This window comes from Serratia sp. CY47444 (assembly GCF_052168635.1).
Lineage (GTDB): Bacteria > Pseudomonadota > Gammaproteobacteria > Enterobacterales > Enterobacteriaceae > Serratia > Serratia bockelmannii.
This window is the reverse complement of sequence record NZ_JBJNMH010000014.1, coordinates 114,814-130,166: the sequence shown is the minus strand read 5'-3', so window position 1 is coordinate 130,166 and position 15,353 is coordinate 114,814. Positions and strand designations below refer to the sequence as shown.

Annotated in this window: 15 protein-coding genes; 4 read left to right on the top strand and 11 right to left on the bottom strand. The window is 56.2% G+C overall.

Going from position 1 to position 15,353, the window contains the following annotated elements:
- The 4 genes from fabF to ACJ8IL_RS18000 form a co-directional block, all read right to left on the bottom strand.
- A complete protein-coding gene (gene fabF, locus ACJ8IL_RS18015) occupies positions 1 to 1,278 on the bottom strand; it encodes a beta-ketoacyl-ACP synthase II (RefSeq protein ID WP_025302307.1) in 1,278 nt (425 codons plus the stop codon).
- Positions 1,275 to 1,802, bottom strand: coding sequence for a winged helix-turn-helix transcriptional regulator (locus tag ACJ8IL_RS18010; RefSeq protein ID WP_099817386.1), 528 nt, complete (start codon positions 1,800 to 1,802; stop codon positions 1,275 to 1,277). The genes fabF and ACJ8IL_RS18010 overlap by 4 nt, the downstream gene beginning before the upstream one ends.
- A gap of 390 nt (positions 1,803 to 2,192) precedes the next feature.
- On the bottom strand, positions 2,193 to 2,711 hold the full coding sequence (fabA, locus tag ACJ8IL_RS18005; protein ID WP_004928144.1) for a bifunctional 3-hydroxydecanoyl-ACP dehydratase/trans-2-decenoyl-ACP isomerase: 519 nt from the start codon (positions 2,709 to 2,711) through the stop codon (positions 2,193 to 2,195).
- A 68-nt stretch (positions 2,712 to 2,779) separates the two neighbouring features.
- A complete protein-coding gene (locus tag ACJ8IL_RS18000; RefSeq protein ID WP_442516711.1) occupies positions 2,780 to 4,528 on the bottom strand; it encodes an AAA family ATPase in 1,749 nt (582 codons plus the stop codon).
- Between the two features lie 210 nt (positions 4,529 to 4,738).
- Between ACJ8IL_RS18000 and matP the strand changes: the two genes are divergently transcribed.
- Complete coding sequence (gene matP / locus ACJ8IL_RS17995) at positions 4,739 to 5,197, top strand: macrodomain Ter protein MatP (protein WP_004928138.1); 459 nt, start codon at positions 4,739 to 4,741, stop codon at positions 5,195 to 5,197.
- A 105-nt stretch (positions 5,198 to 5,302) separates the two neighbouring features.
- On the opposite strand, the gene ompA is transcribed toward matP, so the two are convergent.
- Both ompA and sulA read right to left on the bottom strand, forming a co-directional pair.
- Positions 5,303 to 6,382, bottom strand: a complete 1,080-nt coding sequence (gene ompA / locus ACJ8IL_RS17990) for a porin OmpA (protein ID WP_015377358.1) — start codon at positions 6,380 to 6,382, stop codon at positions 5,303 to 5,305.
- A gap of 356 nt (positions 6,383 to 6,738) precedes the next feature.
- Positions 6,739 to 7,245: an SOS-induced cell division inhibitor SulA gene (gene sulA, locus ACJ8IL_RS17985; RefSeq protein ID WP_025302310.1), complete on the bottom strand. Its 507-nt coding sequence runs from the start codon at positions 7,243 to 7,245 to the stop codon at positions 6,739 to 6,741.
- A 229-nt stretch (positions 7,246 to 7,474) separates the two neighbouring features.
- On the opposite strand from sulA, the gene ACJ8IL_RS17980 reads away from it, so the two are divergent.
- Entirely contained in the window at positions 7,475 to 8,131 is a 657-nt protein-coding gene (locus tag ACJ8IL_RS17980; RefSeq protein ID WP_025302311.1) for a TfoX/Sxy family DNA transformation protein, read from the top strand.
- Between the two features lie 4 nt (positions 8,132 to 8,135).
- On the opposite strand, the gene yccS is transcribed toward ACJ8IL_RS17980, so the two are convergent.
- Both yccS and ACJ8IL_RS17970 read right to left on the bottom strand, forming a co-directional pair.
- Positions 8,136 to 10,271 carry a YccS family putative transporter gene (yccS, locus tag ACJ8IL_RS17975; RefSeq protein ID WP_334273922.1) on the bottom strand — a complete coding sequence of 712 codons (2,136 nt, stop codon included), beginning with the start codon at positions 10,269 to 10,271 and terminating at the stop codon, positions 8,136 to 8,138.
- 26 nt (positions 10,272 to 10,297) lie between these two features.
- On the bottom strand, positions 10,298 to 10,750 hold the full coding sequence (locus ACJ8IL_RS17970) for a YccF domain-containing protein (protein WP_089180747.1): 453 nt from the start codon (positions 10,748 to 10,750) through the stop codon (positions 10,298 to 10,300).
- Positions 10,751 to 10,916: 166 nt separating this feature from the next.
- Between ACJ8IL_RS17970 and helD the strand changes: the two genes are divergently transcribed.
- A complete protein-coding gene (helD, locus tag ACJ8IL_RS17965) occupies positions 10,917 to 12,971 on the top strand; it encodes a DNA helicase IV (RefSeq protein WP_197769772.1) in 2,055 nt (684 codons plus the stop codon).
- Between the two features lie 33 nt (positions 12,972 to 13,004).
- On the opposite strand, the gene ACJ8IL_RS17960 is transcribed toward helD, so the two are convergent.
- Positions 13,005 to 13,463, bottom strand: a complete 459-nt coding sequence (locus ACJ8IL_RS17960; RefSeq protein ID WP_016928284.1) for a methylglyoxal synthase — start codon at positions 13,461 to 13,463, stop codon at positions 13,005 to 13,007.
- Between the two features lie 123 nt (positions 13,464 to 13,586).
- A complete protein-coding gene (locus tag ACJ8IL_RS17955) occupies positions 13,587 to 14,252 on the bottom strand; it encodes a DUF2057 family protein (protein ID WP_025302315.1) in 666 nt (221 codons plus the stop codon).
- 256 nt (positions 14,253 to 14,508) lie between these two features.
- Between ACJ8IL_RS17955 and ACJ8IL_RS17950 the strand changes: the two genes are divergently transcribed.
- Positions 14,509 to 14,922: a CoA-binding protein gene (locus tag ACJ8IL_RS17950; RefSeq protein ID WP_025302316.1), complete on the top strand. Its 414-nt coding sequence runs from the start codon at positions 14,509 to 14,511 to the stop codon at positions 14,920 to 14,922.
- A gap of 60 nt (positions 14,923 to 14,982) precedes the next feature.
- Here the strand turns inward: ACJ8IL_RS17950 and hspQ are convergent, their stop codons facing one another.
- The gene (gene hspQ / locus ACJ8IL_RS17945; protein ID WP_004928104.1) at positions 14,983 to 15,300 is read right to left on the bottom strand and encodes a heat shock protein HspQ; all 318 of its coding nucleotides are present in this window, start codon (positions 15,298 to 15,300) and stop codon (positions 14,983 to 14,985) included.
- Positions 15,301 to 15,353: the final 53 nt, after the last annotated feature.

Genomic DNA, 15,353 nt, shown 5'->3' with positions numbered 1-15,353 from the left:
TTATTTATCCTGCCAGCGCTTCAGCAAAATACTCGCATTCACGCCGCCAAAGCCGAAGCCGTTTGATAAGGCGTAGGTCATATTCATCGATTCCGCCTGTTTCGCGACCAGATGCAAGCCTGCCGCCGCCGGATCGGGGTTATCCAGATTTAGCGTGGCAGGGGCTATCTGATCGCGCAGAGCCAAGGCGGTAAAGATGGTTTCCAGCCCGCCGGCGGCGCCCAGCAGGTGCCCCGTCGCTGATTTTGTTGAGGTCACGGCGACAGTCCCGGCCGTGCCAAACAGGTGTTTGATGGCGTTGATTTCGCCCAAATCCCCTACGGGTGTCGATGTCGCGTGCGCATTTAAATGCTGTACCTCCTCGGGAACGACGTTCGCCTGCTTCAACGCGATTTTCATCGCCCGATAGGCGCCGTTGCCGTCTTCAGCGCCGGATGTCATGTGGTAGGCGTCGGCGCTGGTGCCATAGCCGACGATTTCCGCGAGCGGGGTGGCGCCGCGCGCCAGCGCGTGTTCCAGCGTTTCAATCACCAGCATGCCGGCGCCTTCCCCCATGACAAATCCGTCCCGGGCGCTGTCGAAGGGCCGAGAGGCCTGTTGCGCCAATTCGGCCGGCGCGGTGGACATGGCGCGCGCGGCGGCGAACCCGCCCAGGCTGACGGTATCTATAGCGGCTTCGGTACCGCCGCACACGGCGATATCGGCTTCATCATTGCGGATCATACGCACTGCGTCGCCAATGGCTTGCACGCCGGCGGCACAGGCGGTGACCGGCGCGCCAATCGGCCCCTTGAAGTGGTGTTTGATTGAAACGTGGCCGGCCGCCAGATTGACCAGGAATGAGGGGATGGTGAACGGCGACAGCCGTTTGGCGCCGCGGCTGTCGGTTGTGCGCACCGCCTGGGCAATCGCCGGGAAACCGCCAATACCCGAGGCAATGACGGTGGCTGTGCGCTCTTGTTTTTCGTCCGTATCGGCTATCCAGCCGGCCTGACGAATGGCTTCATCCGCCGCCGCCATAGCAAACAGGATAAAGCGGTCCATTTTCTTTTGGTCCTTGGGGGCGACGGAGGCGTCGGGGTTGAAGCCCGCTTCAGCATCTTGCGCCAGCGCCGGGACTTGTCCTCCGACCTTGACCGGTAAATCTGCAACGATCTCGTCAGGCAACGCTCGAATGCCGGATTCTCCTTTTAACAAACGTTGCCAGATGGCTTCAATACCGCACCCTAGCGGTGAAACGGCGCCCATGCCGGTAATGACGATACGACAATTGCTCATGATGGCTCCTTGGTAAATTCGGGTAAATCGGCGAGGCGCCGCTGCCGCATCAGTTCGGCGCGTTGATATATGCCATCGCTTGCCGCCGGCCCTGGCGCCAGCGTAATGAACTGCGGCGGCACCGGCTGTTGGGTATCACGATTGACCAACTGGACTTGGATCGGCCGATTGTTGCGTCCGTCGACCAACAGGGCGCTGACGTCCCCGTCGGTCAGATGATTGTTGCCCCATTGTGAGAGCGCCGCCAACACCGGGAGAAAATCGTTGCCGCGCTCAGTAAGCAGGTAGTGATAGCGCACCGGCCGCGTTTGATAACGTTCTTTATACAGAATGCCGTGGGCCACCAAATCCTTCAGGCGACGCGCCAGTAGCGTGGGTGACATCCCCAGACTTTGTTGGAATTCGTCGAATTTGGACAACCCCTGAAAGGCATCACGCAGGATCAGAATGCTCCACCATTCCCCGACGCGATCTAATGAACGCGCGACGGGGCAAGGTGCATCGCTAAAGCGGGTTTTTTGCATACCTTTCTCACTAAGTACAATAATTGTAGTTACTATGCTAGTCATGTTAGAGGATCTTGAGGGGCAAGAGAATAACCGGATGCAAAAAAAGCGCTATTGCACTGATGCGGGGAGTGAGGGAGGCCGTCTTTCAGGCTGCCTATTGCTTTGGCCGCTTCGGGTAAGAATAGGGTAGAGACCTATGGCGGTGAAGGGTGATGAAATAAGGTACACCCAGCATCAATGCCAACGTGATGAGATATTCCATAACGCCGACGGCGGCTAAAAGAAGATGCGGATAGTCTTTGAAAGCCGGGAAGGGTAAGAGAAAGAAATGCCATCACGTTTCGACGTGATGGCATGCGAAGAGCGTTAGAAGAGAAGGCAGTGGCCGCCTTCTCGCCAGCGTGATTAGAATGCGGTGGTATCTTTGAACAGGCCCACTTTCAGATCGGTGGCGGTATAGATCACTTCACCGTCAACCAGCACTTCGCCATCGGCGACACCCATGATCAGTTTGCGGGTAATGACGCGTTTGAAGTTAATACGATAGGTTACCTTCTTCGCGGTTGGCAGCACCTGGCCGGTGAACTTGACTTCACCGACGCCCAGCGCGCGGCCTTTGCCTTCGCCACCCAGCCAACCGAGGTAGAAACCGACCAGCTGCCACATCGCATCCAGGCCCAGGCAGCCAGGCATGACCGGATCGCCGATAAAGTGGCAACCGAAGAACCATAGGTCCGGATTAATATCCAGCTCCGCTTCCACATAACCTTTGTTGTGAGTCCCGCCGTCTTCGGTCATTTTGACCACGCGGTCCATCATCAACATGTTACCCGCCGGCAACGGTGGGCCACCGGCGCCGAATAGCTCGCCACGGCCGGATGCTTCGAGGTCTTCTTTCGTATAGGAATCGCGTTTATCTACCATGTTCTCAGTAAGCCTTATTTTAATGAAGGACGCAGGTTAGCTAACACGTGTACGCTGAACAAGTCCGATCAGCCGTGGTTGAACCAGTTGAGCCAGCGTAGCGGCCACGGACGGCGGCGTTCCTGCAGGCTCACCTGCGCAATCCGTTCCTGAATGGTCGCCAACAAATTCGGCTGTTGTTCGTCAGAGTAGAGGCAACCTGTGAGTAAAGGCAAGGCTTCCGCCGCGCTCTCTACCGCCCACAGATGGAATTGCCCTTCGCGTACCGCGTCGACGATATCCTGGCGCAAGCACAGGTGGCGCACGTTGGTTGCGGGCAAGACGACACCCTGTTTGCCCGTCAGGCCGCGGCGTAAACAAACCTCGAAGAAACCTTCGATCTTTTCGTTAACGCCACCTATCGGCTGTACGTTGCCAAATTGGTCGACGGAGCCGGTGACGGCGATCTGCTGGGTGATCGGTTGCTGTGACAGGGCGCTGATCAATGCGCACAGCTCAGCCAGCGAGGCGCTGTCACCGTCCACTTCACCATACGATTGCTCAAAAACGATGGAAGCGGAGAAGGGCAGTTGCTGATCAAGATCCAGCTCGGCGATCAGGAACGCCTGCATGATCATCATGCCTTTAGCATGCAGGTTGCCGCCCAGTTCGGCTTTGCGCTCGACGTCGGTGAACTCGCCGTCGCCGAGATGCACAACGCAACTGATGCGCGACGGTTCACCAAAGCTGCGTGGATGGCCCGGATAATCCAGGACTGACAGACCATTGATCTGCCCGACCACTTCGCCCTCGGTCTCAATCAGGATCTGACCCAGCTCGATCTCATCCTGCATACGCTCGGCCAGATAGCTTTCACGCCATTCGCGGGCATTTAACGCCGCTTCAAGCGCTTTGGCCGTAATGCGGTCCTCTTCGGCATACAGTGCGGCTTCGGACAGTTGCTGGCCAAGCCAAACCGGCGAAAGTGGCAGGATGCCCTGGTCGCCACTGTAACGCACTGCCTGAACGATCAGCGGCGGCCAGGCGTCGGTCGCCAGCATCGGCAACTGCTGGTCGGCAATCACGCCGTTGACGTAGCCGCACCACTGCGTCATATCATCAATTTCAGTCAGCTGCAGGTCGTCTTCGAATTCACCGTAGATCGCTTGTTCACTCAGCTCAGGCTCGATATCGTGAAAATCGGCCAGGCCGTGACGATCGCCGACCACAATCAGCCGAAGATCCAGCGGCATCGGTGGAATGGCTACCGGCAGCGGGCGGGTTTCGTCTGGCGAAACCCAATGGAACTCACGCTGGCCGATCATCTGCTTCAGCCGCAGCCACAGTAACGGCTGAGCAAGCAGCGCACGTGCCGACAGAATCAGAATGCCGCCGTTGGCCTGGTGCACCAGACCCGGCTGTAGGGTAATGTCGCCATTGTGGATCCGTACGCAGCCAAACAGCTGTTCCGGTTCAATCCACTCCTGGTACAGGCAAGCACCGCCGGCGGCGAAAGGTTCATCGCCACGGCTGGCCGGTTCTACGCTGACCTTGCCATCGTGAATGACATAGTGGCTGCCGCAGCATGCCGTGTTTTTCGGCAGCAGGGGTTTGACGGCGTTAGCAACCAGTTCCAGATACTCTCGCGTTTCTTGCGCTTTCAACAGCATGAAACGCGGTGGCGATTGAGGGTGGCAAAATAGCGTCAGGGCATTTTCCAGCCGAGGCTGAATGGCGGAAAAGGGCACGGGTGCCAACTGAGCGGCGGTATCAAATATCGCCTGATAAGGCGTTACGTCCGGCAATAAAGATTGCCATTCAAGTCGGTTATTGGTCAAAGTGTTAGATGCAATCGTTAAAAAGGGAAAGGGCGATTATACAAGAATAACGGCGGCTTGATACATGCGGAGTGCCAGTTGGCATCAGGGAGTTTGACATCACGCGGTGACTGTGCAAAAAACAGTCTAAAAGACGGCTTAATTGCCGGGGAAATTCGGCGCAAAGCTGTTATGCTTATTTGAAGTTACGCGGTCACTGAAGAGCTCAAGATGAAATATCAGCAACTGGAAAATCTAGAGAGCGGTTGGAAATGGAAGTACCTGGTGAAGAAGCACCGGGAAGGGGAGCTTATTACCCGCTACATTGAAAACAGCGCTGCTCAGGAAGCGGTTAACGAGCTGCTGAAGCTGGAAAATGAGCCGGTAAAGGTACTTGCATGGATTGCCGCTCATATGAATCCGGAACTGGATAACCGGATGAAGCAAACAATCCGCGCCCGCCGCAAACGTCATTTTAACGCAGAACATCAGCATACGCGTAAAAAATCTATCGATCTGGAGTTTTTGGTTTGGCAACGATTAGCTGCCCTGGCGCGCCGCCGTGGCGTTACGCTTTCGGAAACCGTCGTGCAACTTATCGAAGACGCTGAACGCAAAGAAAAGTATGCAAACCAGATGTCATCGTTGAAAGAAGACTTGAAGGCGATTCTTGGCAAAGATCCCAAGTAAGTGCGTGAGAGCGCCTTTGTGGCGTTTGGCCTTGAAGGGTTGTGGCAACAACAATAGGACGAAAAAAAACCCCGCTAGGCGGGGTTTTTTATTAGGCGAGTAAACTTAGCCCTGAGGCTGAGTTACAACGTCTTTGATACCTTTAACTTCGATCTCTACGCGACGATCTGGTGCCAGGCAAGCGATCTGAGCTTTGGTAGCGCGGCCAGATTTGTAGCCACAGGTGTTGCCAGTAACTGCATCTGCTTCACCCATACCACGTGCAGAGATTTTGTCTGACGGGATGCCTTTGGAGACCAGGTAGTCAACAACGCTTTGTGCGCGCTGTTCGGACAGTTTCTGGTTGTACTGGTCAGAACCAACAGCGTCGGTGTAACCCAGAACAACTACAGAACCGTCTTTAGGATCCATGGAGCTCAGCTGGGTGTACAGCTGATCCAGAGCCTGCTGGCCTTCTGCTTTCAGAGTAGACTTGTTGAAGTTGAACAGCACGTCAGACTTCAGAGTGAAACGCTTGGTTTCAACAACTGGAGCCGGAGCTGGAGCTGGTGCTGGAGCAACTACGTCATCCTGACCGAAGCGGTAAGAAACACCCAGGCTCAGCATGGTGTTGTCTGGACGTGCGCCAACGGTACCTGCGTCACCGATGTTGCTTACGAACTGGTAATCCAGGCGAGTAGCCCAGTTTTTGGTCAGTGCGTATTCAACACCAACAGCAGCCAGCGGAGAAACGCCGGTGTCGTGGTCGCTCAGGCGCTGGCCAGTACGGCCGTAGTTAGCTTTGGAGTCTGCACGCCATACCATACCACCCAGACGAGTGTAGATGTCCAGATCGTCAGCAATTGGGTAGCTCAGTTTAGCGGCCAGTTGAACGCCCTGCGCTTTGAAAGCACCGTTGTTCACGCTGCCTTTGTAAGGCATGCGGCCGAGCCAGTCATAGCCCAGCTCGAAGCCCAGGTATTGGTTTGCCTGGTAGCCCAGGAACGCGCCGGCACCCAGCTGATCTTTGTGGGTTGGGCCGTTGCCGATACCGTTCTGGTAACCGTTACCGTAGAAACCAGTGTCGTGGTACTGGGACCAGCCCAGTTTAGCACCGGTGTACCAGGTGTTATCTTTTGGAGCGGCTTGCGCTACGGTAGCGAAACCTGCCAGTGCCACTGCTAATGCGATAGCTGTCTTTTTCATTTTGCGCCTCGTTATCATCCAAATAGGCAATGAGCTTTAAAGCTGTTTAAGCCCTTGGTTAAATTCCTTCGCCAAGGTTTAAGCCCTCGTTTGTTACTCGCCAGTTTTTCTGACGTTATAGAGCAACCTTGGCGATGTAAAGTCTACAACGTGGCGCGAAAGTTACAAGTGTGATGTGATAAGGCTCTAAAAAAAAACGCGGAATCGTACATATTTGCTAACATTCTTTGCCTAAAAAAACGGCGATTCATCGAGCATTTTTGCTTGCCAAACCGCAGCCGGACTAGCTTTGTGCCTTCCCACGCAAAGGTTCCGCTTAGGGGGTGCGAAAATGATGGGAAAAATCCTAAATTTACTTAATGATACAAAGAAGAGTGAATTTTTAGGGTGGAACAGTGTCCGTGAGTCGGGTTAATGTCACGTTGAGGCCGCATGATAAACCCATAGGCATTACCCAATTCTGCCGCACGTCTTAATTTTAGACGATCCTCCTCCGTTAGCTCAGGCAACCAGCCGAGAACCACGCTGTAATTTCCCGTTTGCAGCGCTTTTTCCATTGCCTCGACCGTATTCACCGGGCTGATCTGGCTCAATTGCATCATCTTATCTACAGGCAGGCCGGATTGCTGCAGCCATTGTTTGCTTAATTTTTGCTGCGGCGTCAGCCACAGAAGCCAGCGAGACTGTTTGCCCAGTTGTTGCAGCAGGGGCAACAGCAATTGGGCCACTGCGGGCTGGCGCTCGTTGTAAACAAGTTCACTGATCAAGCCATTTTCTTTGCCGACATCTGTGTTCTTCGCAACATTGCGCGCTGTATAAGAGCCATGGCCGAAATGAGGTTGGTAGAGTGATTGAGTACGCATAAAGTTCCCGCCCGTCGTGTTACTGTATGTTTATACAGTATCTCTGATTTAGGATAAGATCAACCCAAATTTTCGTAGCGGCTCGCATAATTGCGATCATTTTTTGTACCGATGATTTTTGTGATTGGCAGGCGGGCGGATAGTGCGTATTTTTCTAATTAGTTGTTCACGTTACTTTTTTCATTGATGAGAGAAATAATACGGCCAGAACCTAAAAAGGAGGAACGCTATGAAAAGGATGTCGACGAGAAGAATCGCGCAGGCTAAAAATTGCTTTGCGGCGCTGGGAGCCATCACAACACGGTCACAGTTTGGTGGCTACGGCCTGCTGGCCGAGGGGGTAATGTTTGCGGTGATAGCGGACGGCGAGCTGTACTTGCGGGCTACGGCGAGCATGGAACCGGCCTTTCGTGCCAGAGGGATGGTCAATATGGTCTACTCCAAGCGTGGAGCGCCCATCACTTTGCGTTATTACTGGGTTGACGAGTCGCTGTGGCGGGAACGCAACGAGCTGGTGGGGCTGGCCTGGCAGGCTGTCAGGGAGGCGCGCCGGGAGCAGCGGCTTAAGGCTGGCGATCACGGCCGACTGAAGGCATTGCCGAATATTGACGTTAATATGGAACGTCTGCTGTGGCGAGCGGGCATTCGCAACGCTTATGACCTGCGGCTGCATGGCGCCAAACGCAGCTATCTCCGTTTATTGAAACAGCAGACTAATTTGGGGCTACGAGTGCTGCTGTCGCTGGGCGGGGCGATAGCCGGTTATCATCAGGCGGCGTTGCCGGCCGAATTACGCAGCGAGCTAGTGCGTTGGTTCGATCATACGATGGCGATGCGCCGCCATGGGCATGAGCCGGTTATTCAGGGCCCATCGAACGGGCCCTGAATAGTTAGGCTGCCTTATTGATTTGGGCATGCAGCGCGGTGAGCTCTGGCAGCAGCTCGAGCACCAATCCCACCTGCTGTAAGACCAATTGTTCTTTGCTTTCAGGTTCCGGAACGGCTTTGCTGATGCGCTCCGCCAGCTGTTCCAACGCCTGCGCAATGCGCTGGCTGTTCCGTTCTTCCTGATGCAAGGCGCCGTCCACGTAACACACGGCGTCATTGAGCAGATCGAGCGTGGCCGGGGTATTCAGCCGCTCGCGGTGCGCCCCCAATGCGGAGATATAGCTCAGGAGCGTGTGGTTCAGACAGAGCAAGCGGAAGGCGGCTTCCTGCAGCGCTTTGTCGGCTTTGGGATCGGCGGACATGTTGGAGATGACCGAAGCCAGTTCGGCATCGCTGTTGTGGGCATCACGTCGCGCGATGCGGTAAGCGAGGCCGTTATCCTTACCCTGGTGGTATTGCACCAGAATGGCGTCCAGATAACGGCAGTTGGCATTCAGCGTTTTATCCACCACCGCCGGCAGTTGGCGGAACTTCCAGTCCGGCCAGATAAAGCTGACTGCCGCCCAGGCGATGGCACAGCCCAGCAAGGTATCGTAAACGCGCGGGGCTGCCACTTCGAATCCTTCGCCCAACAGGTTAAAACACAACAGCACCAGCAGCGTGATGAACATCGTCGCGTGGGCATATTGTACGGTGCGGAAAGCGAAGAACAGAACGCCGGTGATGACGATCAACACCAGTTGCCCTTCCAATGACGGCACGAAATAGAGGATTGGCAGGCCGATCAGGATACCGGCCAGGGTACCGATGATGCGTAGCGCCAGGCGTCGGCGGGTAGCGTTGTAGTTCGGTTGACAGACGAACAGGCTGGTCAACAGGATCCAGTAACCGTGCTGCATACCCGTGAACTGGATGAAGGCATAACCCACGCACAGTACCACCGACATGCGGATCGCGTGGCGGAACAGGGCCGACTGAGGCGTCAAATGGCGGCTGATGCGCAGCTGAATATCGCTCCAGCCGGTTAAGCGGTCGTCGGCCAGGCTGTTCTCTTCCGCTTGCCCGCTGGCCAGCGTCTGCTCTGATTCGATATTGGCCAGCTGCGCATCGATCGCATGCAGGTTTTTCAACAGATGCGCCAGCGCCTTGGTCTGCTCGTTATTGCCCTGGGTTTCGGCGATGCGCGCCAACGCCTCCTGAATGCGGCTGAAAGCCGGTTCAAAGCGCGGGTTGTGCTGGTACTTTTGCCGCAGCAGGATCGATTGTGCCAATTGGCGGCAGGCGCGTGCCTGCATGCTCAGCAGACGCTGGAAGCGGAACAAAATGTCGCTGTGACGAAATTGCCGGCTGAGCGCGTGGTACTGAACGTGGGAAGAGCTGGCACGCTCGTGGATATCCTGCGCGACAAAATAGTAGTGCAAGGTGCGGCGGGTGCCGCGCTGGCCACGATCGCCTTTCAGGCGCGTCAGCAGCGAGGCTTTGGTTTGGTTAAGCAACGCGACCAAGGCGCTGTTGGCCATTGCGACATCCATCCATGGCAGGTCGGCGTCGCGTTCGGCGTCGGGATCGAACAGATTGGCTTTGGCATCCAGATAGTTGGCCAGTTGATCGTAACAGCGCGCCAGGTTCTCTTGCAGCGGCCGGATCGGGAACAGCAGGTGGCCTGCCAACGTCAGCAGGTTGTACCACAGCGCGCCGATCACCAGCAGCAGCGGTTGCTGATACCAGGCATCGTACATCGAGGTGCCGAGCATGGTGTAAACCGCGATCAGCAGCGCGCCGAAGGCGATGGTAGCGTAACGCTGCCCCAAGGCGCCGAGCAGGATAAAACCGCAGGTCGACGTGGTTAAGCCAAGGGCGAACAACCAGGGATAAGGGAACAGCAGCTCGATCGAGGCGGAGGCAACAAAGAAGCACACCAGCGTGATCAGCAGGTTGCGTAACCTGCCGGCCAGGCGGTCATCCAAATCGGTCAGGGCTGCTGCCACCACGCCCAGCGTTAGCGGGATGGTCAGCTTGGGTATGCCCAGCCACCAGGGAACGGCGGTGGTGCCGATCAGCGCAATGAGGATGCGCAAGTGATACAGCAGGTTGCTGTTGTAGGTATAACGACGAACTGCGGGTGCAAAAGAGCGCACGAAAAACTCCTCAAACGGAGAAAAAATTAACGCTGATGATAGTGGCGGCGAGCATTCTCAATACGGGCTTGCTGAGCCATTTCTACCGAGACGACGCGGCGCCCCACCGGCCACAGCGCGATGGCGGCTATTTTGAAATTGGCGATACCGACCGGAATGCCGATGATTGAAACGCATTGCACGATACCGGCGGCGATGTGTGACAGGCACAGCCACCAGCCAAACAGCACCAGCCAAATAATGTTGAGCAGCGAGCCGCCGGCGGAGAGCAGCGCATTGCTTTTTTCCGGATACAGTTCATCGACGTGCATCGCTTCGTTGCCGAACGGCACCAGCGACAGCTTGGTGATTTCCCAACAGGAGCGGGTAAGCGGCAGTGTGATGACAAGCAGCACGCTGAACACCGTAGCAATAAGCCAGCCTAGCGTGGTGAAGAAACCGCCCAACACAAAATTAAGAATATTCAGTACAGTACGCATAGACGTCATTCTGCTCTAATGATAGCCAAACCGCGATGCGGGCGTATTCACGATAAAAACGCAAAATCTATTCTACCCTTTTTTTAGCGCTAGAGTGCCACTGCTTATCGCAGGTAAACTGGCAGATATCCGTTATTTAATCTCAACATAGTCATGGCGCGACGATATGGAACTTAAAGCGACATCGCTGGGGAAACACCTGGCTCAGCACCCTTATAACCGCGTGCGGTTGCTGCACGCCGGCGTTGAGGTGAGCGGGGAAAAACATGAATACCTGATCCCCTTCAATCAACTGATTCAGGTCAGGTGCAAGCGCGGCATCGTCTGGGGCGAGCTGGAATTTGAATTGCCGGACGAAAAAGTGGTGCGGCTGCACGGCACCGAATGGCAGGAAACGCAACGTTTTTATCACTATCTGCAGCAGGCGTGGCAGCAGTGGAGCGCCGAAATGAGTGAGGTCAGTGCCGGCGTGTTGCAACAGCAGGTGGCACAGATTCAGCGCATAGAGCAGCAAGATAAATGGTTCAAAAAGTCTGAGCTGGGCAAGCTGCAACAGCAAATCCGTGAGGCTTTCTCCGCGTTGCCGATGCCGGTGACGCGTCTGGAGGAATTCGATAACTGCCGGGCCGATTACCAACTGTGTCTGCAATGGCTGCAGCAGGGGCTACACAGCGTCGAACAACGCAACCGGCAGTGGACCGATCGCATGCTGGAGCAACATCACGACTTCTTCCAGACCGTCGAAAGCTCACCGCTCAATGACTCCCAGAGCCGCGCGGTGGTCAACGGCGAGGATTCCGTTCTGGTATTGGCGGGGGCCGGCAGCGGCAAAACGTCGGTGCTGGTGGCGCGCGCCGGCTGGCTGCTGCGCCGTCAGGAGGCGGAGCCGGGCCAAATCTTGCTGTTGGCTTTCGGCCGCCAGGCCGCCGGTGAGATGAACGACCGCATCAAAGAACGTTTGGGTGATGTCGGCATTCAGGCCAAGACCTTCCATGCCTTGGCGCTGCAAATCATTCAACAAGGCAGCCGCAAAGCGCCGGCCATCAGCCGGTTGGAAACCGATGCCAAAGCGCGCAAAGAGCTGCTGATTACCCATTGGCGCCAACAGTGCGCGGAGAAGAAAGCGCAGGCCAAGGGGTGGCGTCAATGGTTGACCGAAGAGCTGGAATGGGAAGTGCCGGAAGGCGACTTCTGGCAGGATAAGCGCCTGGCGGATCGCCTGGCAAGCCGGTTGGAACGCTGGTTGGGGCTGATGCGCATGCACGGCGGCAGCCAGTCGGAAATGATTGAGCAGGCGGATGAAGACATCCGCGATCTGTTCTCAAAACGTATCAGGCTGATGGCGCCGCTGCTGAAAGCCTGGAAAAGCGCCTTGAAAGAGGAAGGGGCGGTGGACTTCTCCGGCCTTATCCATCAGGCGGTCAACATTCTCGACAAGGGGCGCTTCGTCAGCCCGTGGAAACATATTCTGGTCGACGAGTTTCAGGATATCTCACCGCAGCGTGCGCTGTTGCTGGCGGCATTGCGCCGACAGAACAAGCAGACCTGCCTGTTTGCGGTGGGGGATGACTGGCAGGCGATTTATCGCTTCAGCGGCGCAGAATTGACGTTAACCACGGCCTTCGCCACGAACTTCGGCGAAGGCGCGCAGTGCGCGCTGGATACCACCTATCGCTTCAATGAACGTATCGGCGAGGTGGCCAACCGGTTCGTGCAGCAAAACCCGCACCAGTTGAAAAAACCGCTCAACAGCTTGAGCAAGGGCAATAAAAAGTCGGTGGCGATCCTGCCGCACGAGCAGCTGGAGCCCTTGCTGGATAAACTGAGCGGCTACGCCAAGCCGGATGAGCGCATCCTGGTGCTGGCGCGTTACCATCATCTGAAACCGGAAGCGCTGGCGAAGGCGGGCACCCGCTGGCCCAAGCTGGATCTGGAGTTTATGACCATCCACGCCAGCAAAGGGCAGCAGGCGGAATACGTCATCATTGCCGGTTTACATGAGGGGCGTGACGGCTTCCCCGCCGTGGCGCGCGAGTCGGTGTTGGAAGAGGTGCTACTGCCGCAGCCGGAGGATTTCCCGGATGCCGAAGAGCGCCGTCTATTGTATGTCGCGTTGACGCGCGCCAAACATCAGGTATGGCTGTTGCAGGATCGTGAACGCCCTTCGGTGTTCGTCGAACACCTGCAGGATCTTGGCGTACCGGTGCAGAAAAAACCGTAGGCATCAGGCCTGGCGCCAGCCAGGCCGTGAGGATTATTTCAGGCGGTCTTGCAGGTAGCGCTGATAGTCGGGGATGGCGATCTCCACCTCGTTTTTGAACAGCGGAGAGTCGATCAGAAAATCGGCGGTCGAGCGGTTGGTGGCCACCGGAATATTCCATACTGTCGCCAGCCGCAGTAGCGCCTTCACGTCCGGATCGTGCGGCACCGCGTTCAGCGGGTCCCAGAAGAAGATCAGCATGTCTATCTTGCCTTCCGCAATCAGTGCGCCAACCTGCTGATCGCCGCCCATCGGGCCACTCAGCATGCTGGTGACGGGAATGCCGCTGGCGCGCTGGATCAGATTACCGGTGGTGCCGGTGGCGTACAGCTGGTGCTGCGCCAGAATAGTCTTGTGGCTTTCTACCCACTCCAATAGGGCCTGTTTGCGGTGATCGTGCGCCACCAGCGCAATGTGTTTGCGCGCGGCGATAGTGCGGGTAGTCAATTCCATCTCAGTGTCCTTCGCTCATCGGGGGATGTGCGACAGATTACTGAAACTGTTTTTCACTGCCTAGCGTTTGCGCCTGAAAATGCGAAGAAAAGGCGCCTTTACGGGGAAAGACGCCGGAAGGGATCAGCGAATCGGTTGTTTATTGGCCCAGCGTAGAAAACGTTTCTGTGTTTCCTTGTCGGCCTGTTGGAACCAGTATTGCAACATCTGTTCCGACACGTTTTCACCTTTCAACGTTACCGTCGGGGCGTTCAGCGGCGCGCCGGCCAACGCGAGGGCTGAGGGATTGCCTGCGTTCGCCTGAACAAAGGCCGGAACGGAGGCCGGGCGGTTCTGGCGGTTGTAATCGGTCATCACCTTTTCCAAATCGGTATTGAAGGTGACGCTGTCGGGATGCAGCGCATCATGTCGGAACGGCAGGGCGTTGCCGTCTTTATCGACCACCAGATAATTCAACGTTCTGTCAAAGCGTTGCGCATCACGATCGTTCTCGATGCGCGGCAGTTCGATCGCCACTTGGCTAATCTTTTGCGTATTGAAGGTGGCAACCAGCGGCAGGGACGTATAGGCCTGTGTATGCTGGCCGGAACGTACGGTTTTGGTCACTTTAAACAGCAGCTGGTGCTGCCCGCCGTCCAGTTCAAGGCTGTCGGCGCCTTTTAACAACGAACCTGTCATTTTCTTGCCGTCGACCACCAGCAGGTCGATGTCCGGGGAGAGTTTCAGGGTCGTAGCCGCGGCAGGCATACTGATGCTGAGCAACGCCGCAACCACCAGACCAAATTTCATCATTATCTCCTTATAAAGTGACGTAGCTCTAAGTGTTGAACACGGCATAGGTTGTGTCAAAATTTTTCAATTGGGTATTTTGTTTACATTTTTACATATTTTATCGCGTTTAGACACGACCGTGCGCAGCTGAACCGCGACAGCCTCTGACCATAAGATTACGGTGAAGTTTCCTTCGCATTAGCGTTTAACCGAGCGAATGCCGATCGGTTACACTCGAAATGGAAAGTGACGCAGTGATAAACGGGAGTTGAAGATGCAAGATCAAGAGATTGTTGAGCTGTTGCAGCAGGTGAAAACCATCGCGCTGGTGGGCGCCAGCGATAACCCATCGCGGCCCAGCTATGGGGTGATGGCGTATCTGTTGGCGCAAGGGTATCAAGTGATCCCGGTCAGCCCAAAACTGGCGGGGCAGACGCTGCTGGGGCAGCCGGTTTATGCCACGCTGGCCGCTATCCCACAGCCGGTGGATATGGTTGATGTGTTTCGCAATTCGGAGGCGGCTTACGGCGTGGCGCAAGAGGCGATAGCGATCGGCGCCAAGGCGCTGTGGCTACAGATCGGCGTGATTAACGATCAGGCGGCGGAGCTGGCGCAACAGGCCGGGCTGCAGGTGGTGATGGATCGCTGCCCGAAAATCGAAATCCCGCGTTTAGGGCTGGAGCGCTAAATAAAAAAAGGGCCTGGCGCGATGCCGGGCCCTCTCGGGGTTTCTCAGGTCTTGGCGCGGTCAATTGCGCAAACGTGGCGCCTGTAACTGGTGACGGATGGATTCCGCCAGTTCATCCAGCGATGGTTGCTCGGGGTGCGCTTCCTGGGGCTCGCCATCCAGCTGCGCTTCCGCCAGATAGGTATGCACCGGTTGGCCTTCCTCGTCCTCCATCACCACGTGGTACCAAGGGGCGGAACGCAGTTCGTCGTTCGCCGCTATCTCGTCAGCTTTGGGTTGTTCTAAAGAGTATTCCGGGTCGATATCGATCACGACGCCCAAATACCCCAGCAGTTTATGCCTAACCTGTTGTCCGATACCGAATTTGCTGGCAATCATGATGACCTCCTGAGAAACAATGCCTTGCTCATATATGGGGGCAAGGCAGCGCA

Bases quoted from the DNA above. Each gene is read 5' to 3' on its own strand.
- ACJ8IL_RS17980 (WP_025302311.1), top strand. From the start codon at position 7,475: ATGAAAAGGATGTCGACGAGAAGAATCGCGCAGGCTAAAAATTGCTTT.
- ACJ8IL_RS17955 (WP_025302315.1), bottom strand. From the start codon at position 14,252: ATGAAATTTGGTCTGGTGGTTGCGGCGTTGCTCAGCATCAGTATGCCT.
- sulA (WP_025302310.1), bottom strand. From the start codon at position 7,245: ATGCGTACTCAATCACTCTACCAACCTCATTTCGGCCATGGCTCTTAT.
- helD (WP_197769772.1), top strand. From the start codon at position 10,917: ATGGAACTTAAAGCGACATCGCTGGGGAAACACCTGGCTCAGCACCCT.
- hspQ (WP_004928104.1), bottom strand. From the start codon at position 15,300: ATGATTGCCAGCAAATTCGGTATCGGACAACAGGTTAGGCATAAACTG.
- ACJ8IL_RS17960 (WP_016928284.1), bottom strand. From the start codon at position 13,463: ATGGAATTGACTACCCGCACTATCGCCGCGCGCAAACACATTGCGCTG.
- ACJ8IL_RS17970 (WP_089180747.1), bottom strand. From the start codon at position 10,750: ATGCGTACTGTACTGAATATTCTTAATTTTGTGTTGGGCGGTTTCTTC.
- ACJ8IL_RS17950 (WP_025302316.1), top strand. From the start codon at position 14,509: ATGCAAGATCAAGAGATTGTTGAGCTGTTGCAGCAGGTGAAAACCATC.
- ompA (WP_015377358.1), bottom strand. From the start codon at position 6,382: ATGAAAAAGACAGCTATCGCATTAGCAGTGGCACTGGCAGGTTTCGCT.
- ACJ8IL_RS18010 (WP_099817386.1), bottom strand. From the start codon at position 1,802: ATGCAAAAAACCCGCTTTAGCGATGCACCTTGCCCCGTCGCGCGTTCA.
- fabA (WP_004928144.1), bottom strand. From the start codon at position 2,711: ATGGTAGATAAACGCGATTCCTATACGAAAGAAGACCTCGAAGCATCC.
- matP (WP_004928138.1), top strand. From the start codon at position 4,739: ATGAAATATCAGCAACTGGAAAATCTAGAGAGCGGTTGGAAATGGAAG.
- fabF (WP_025302307.1), bottom strand. From the start codon at position 1,278: ATGAGCAATTGTCGTATCGTCATTACCGGCATGGGCGCCGTTTCACCG.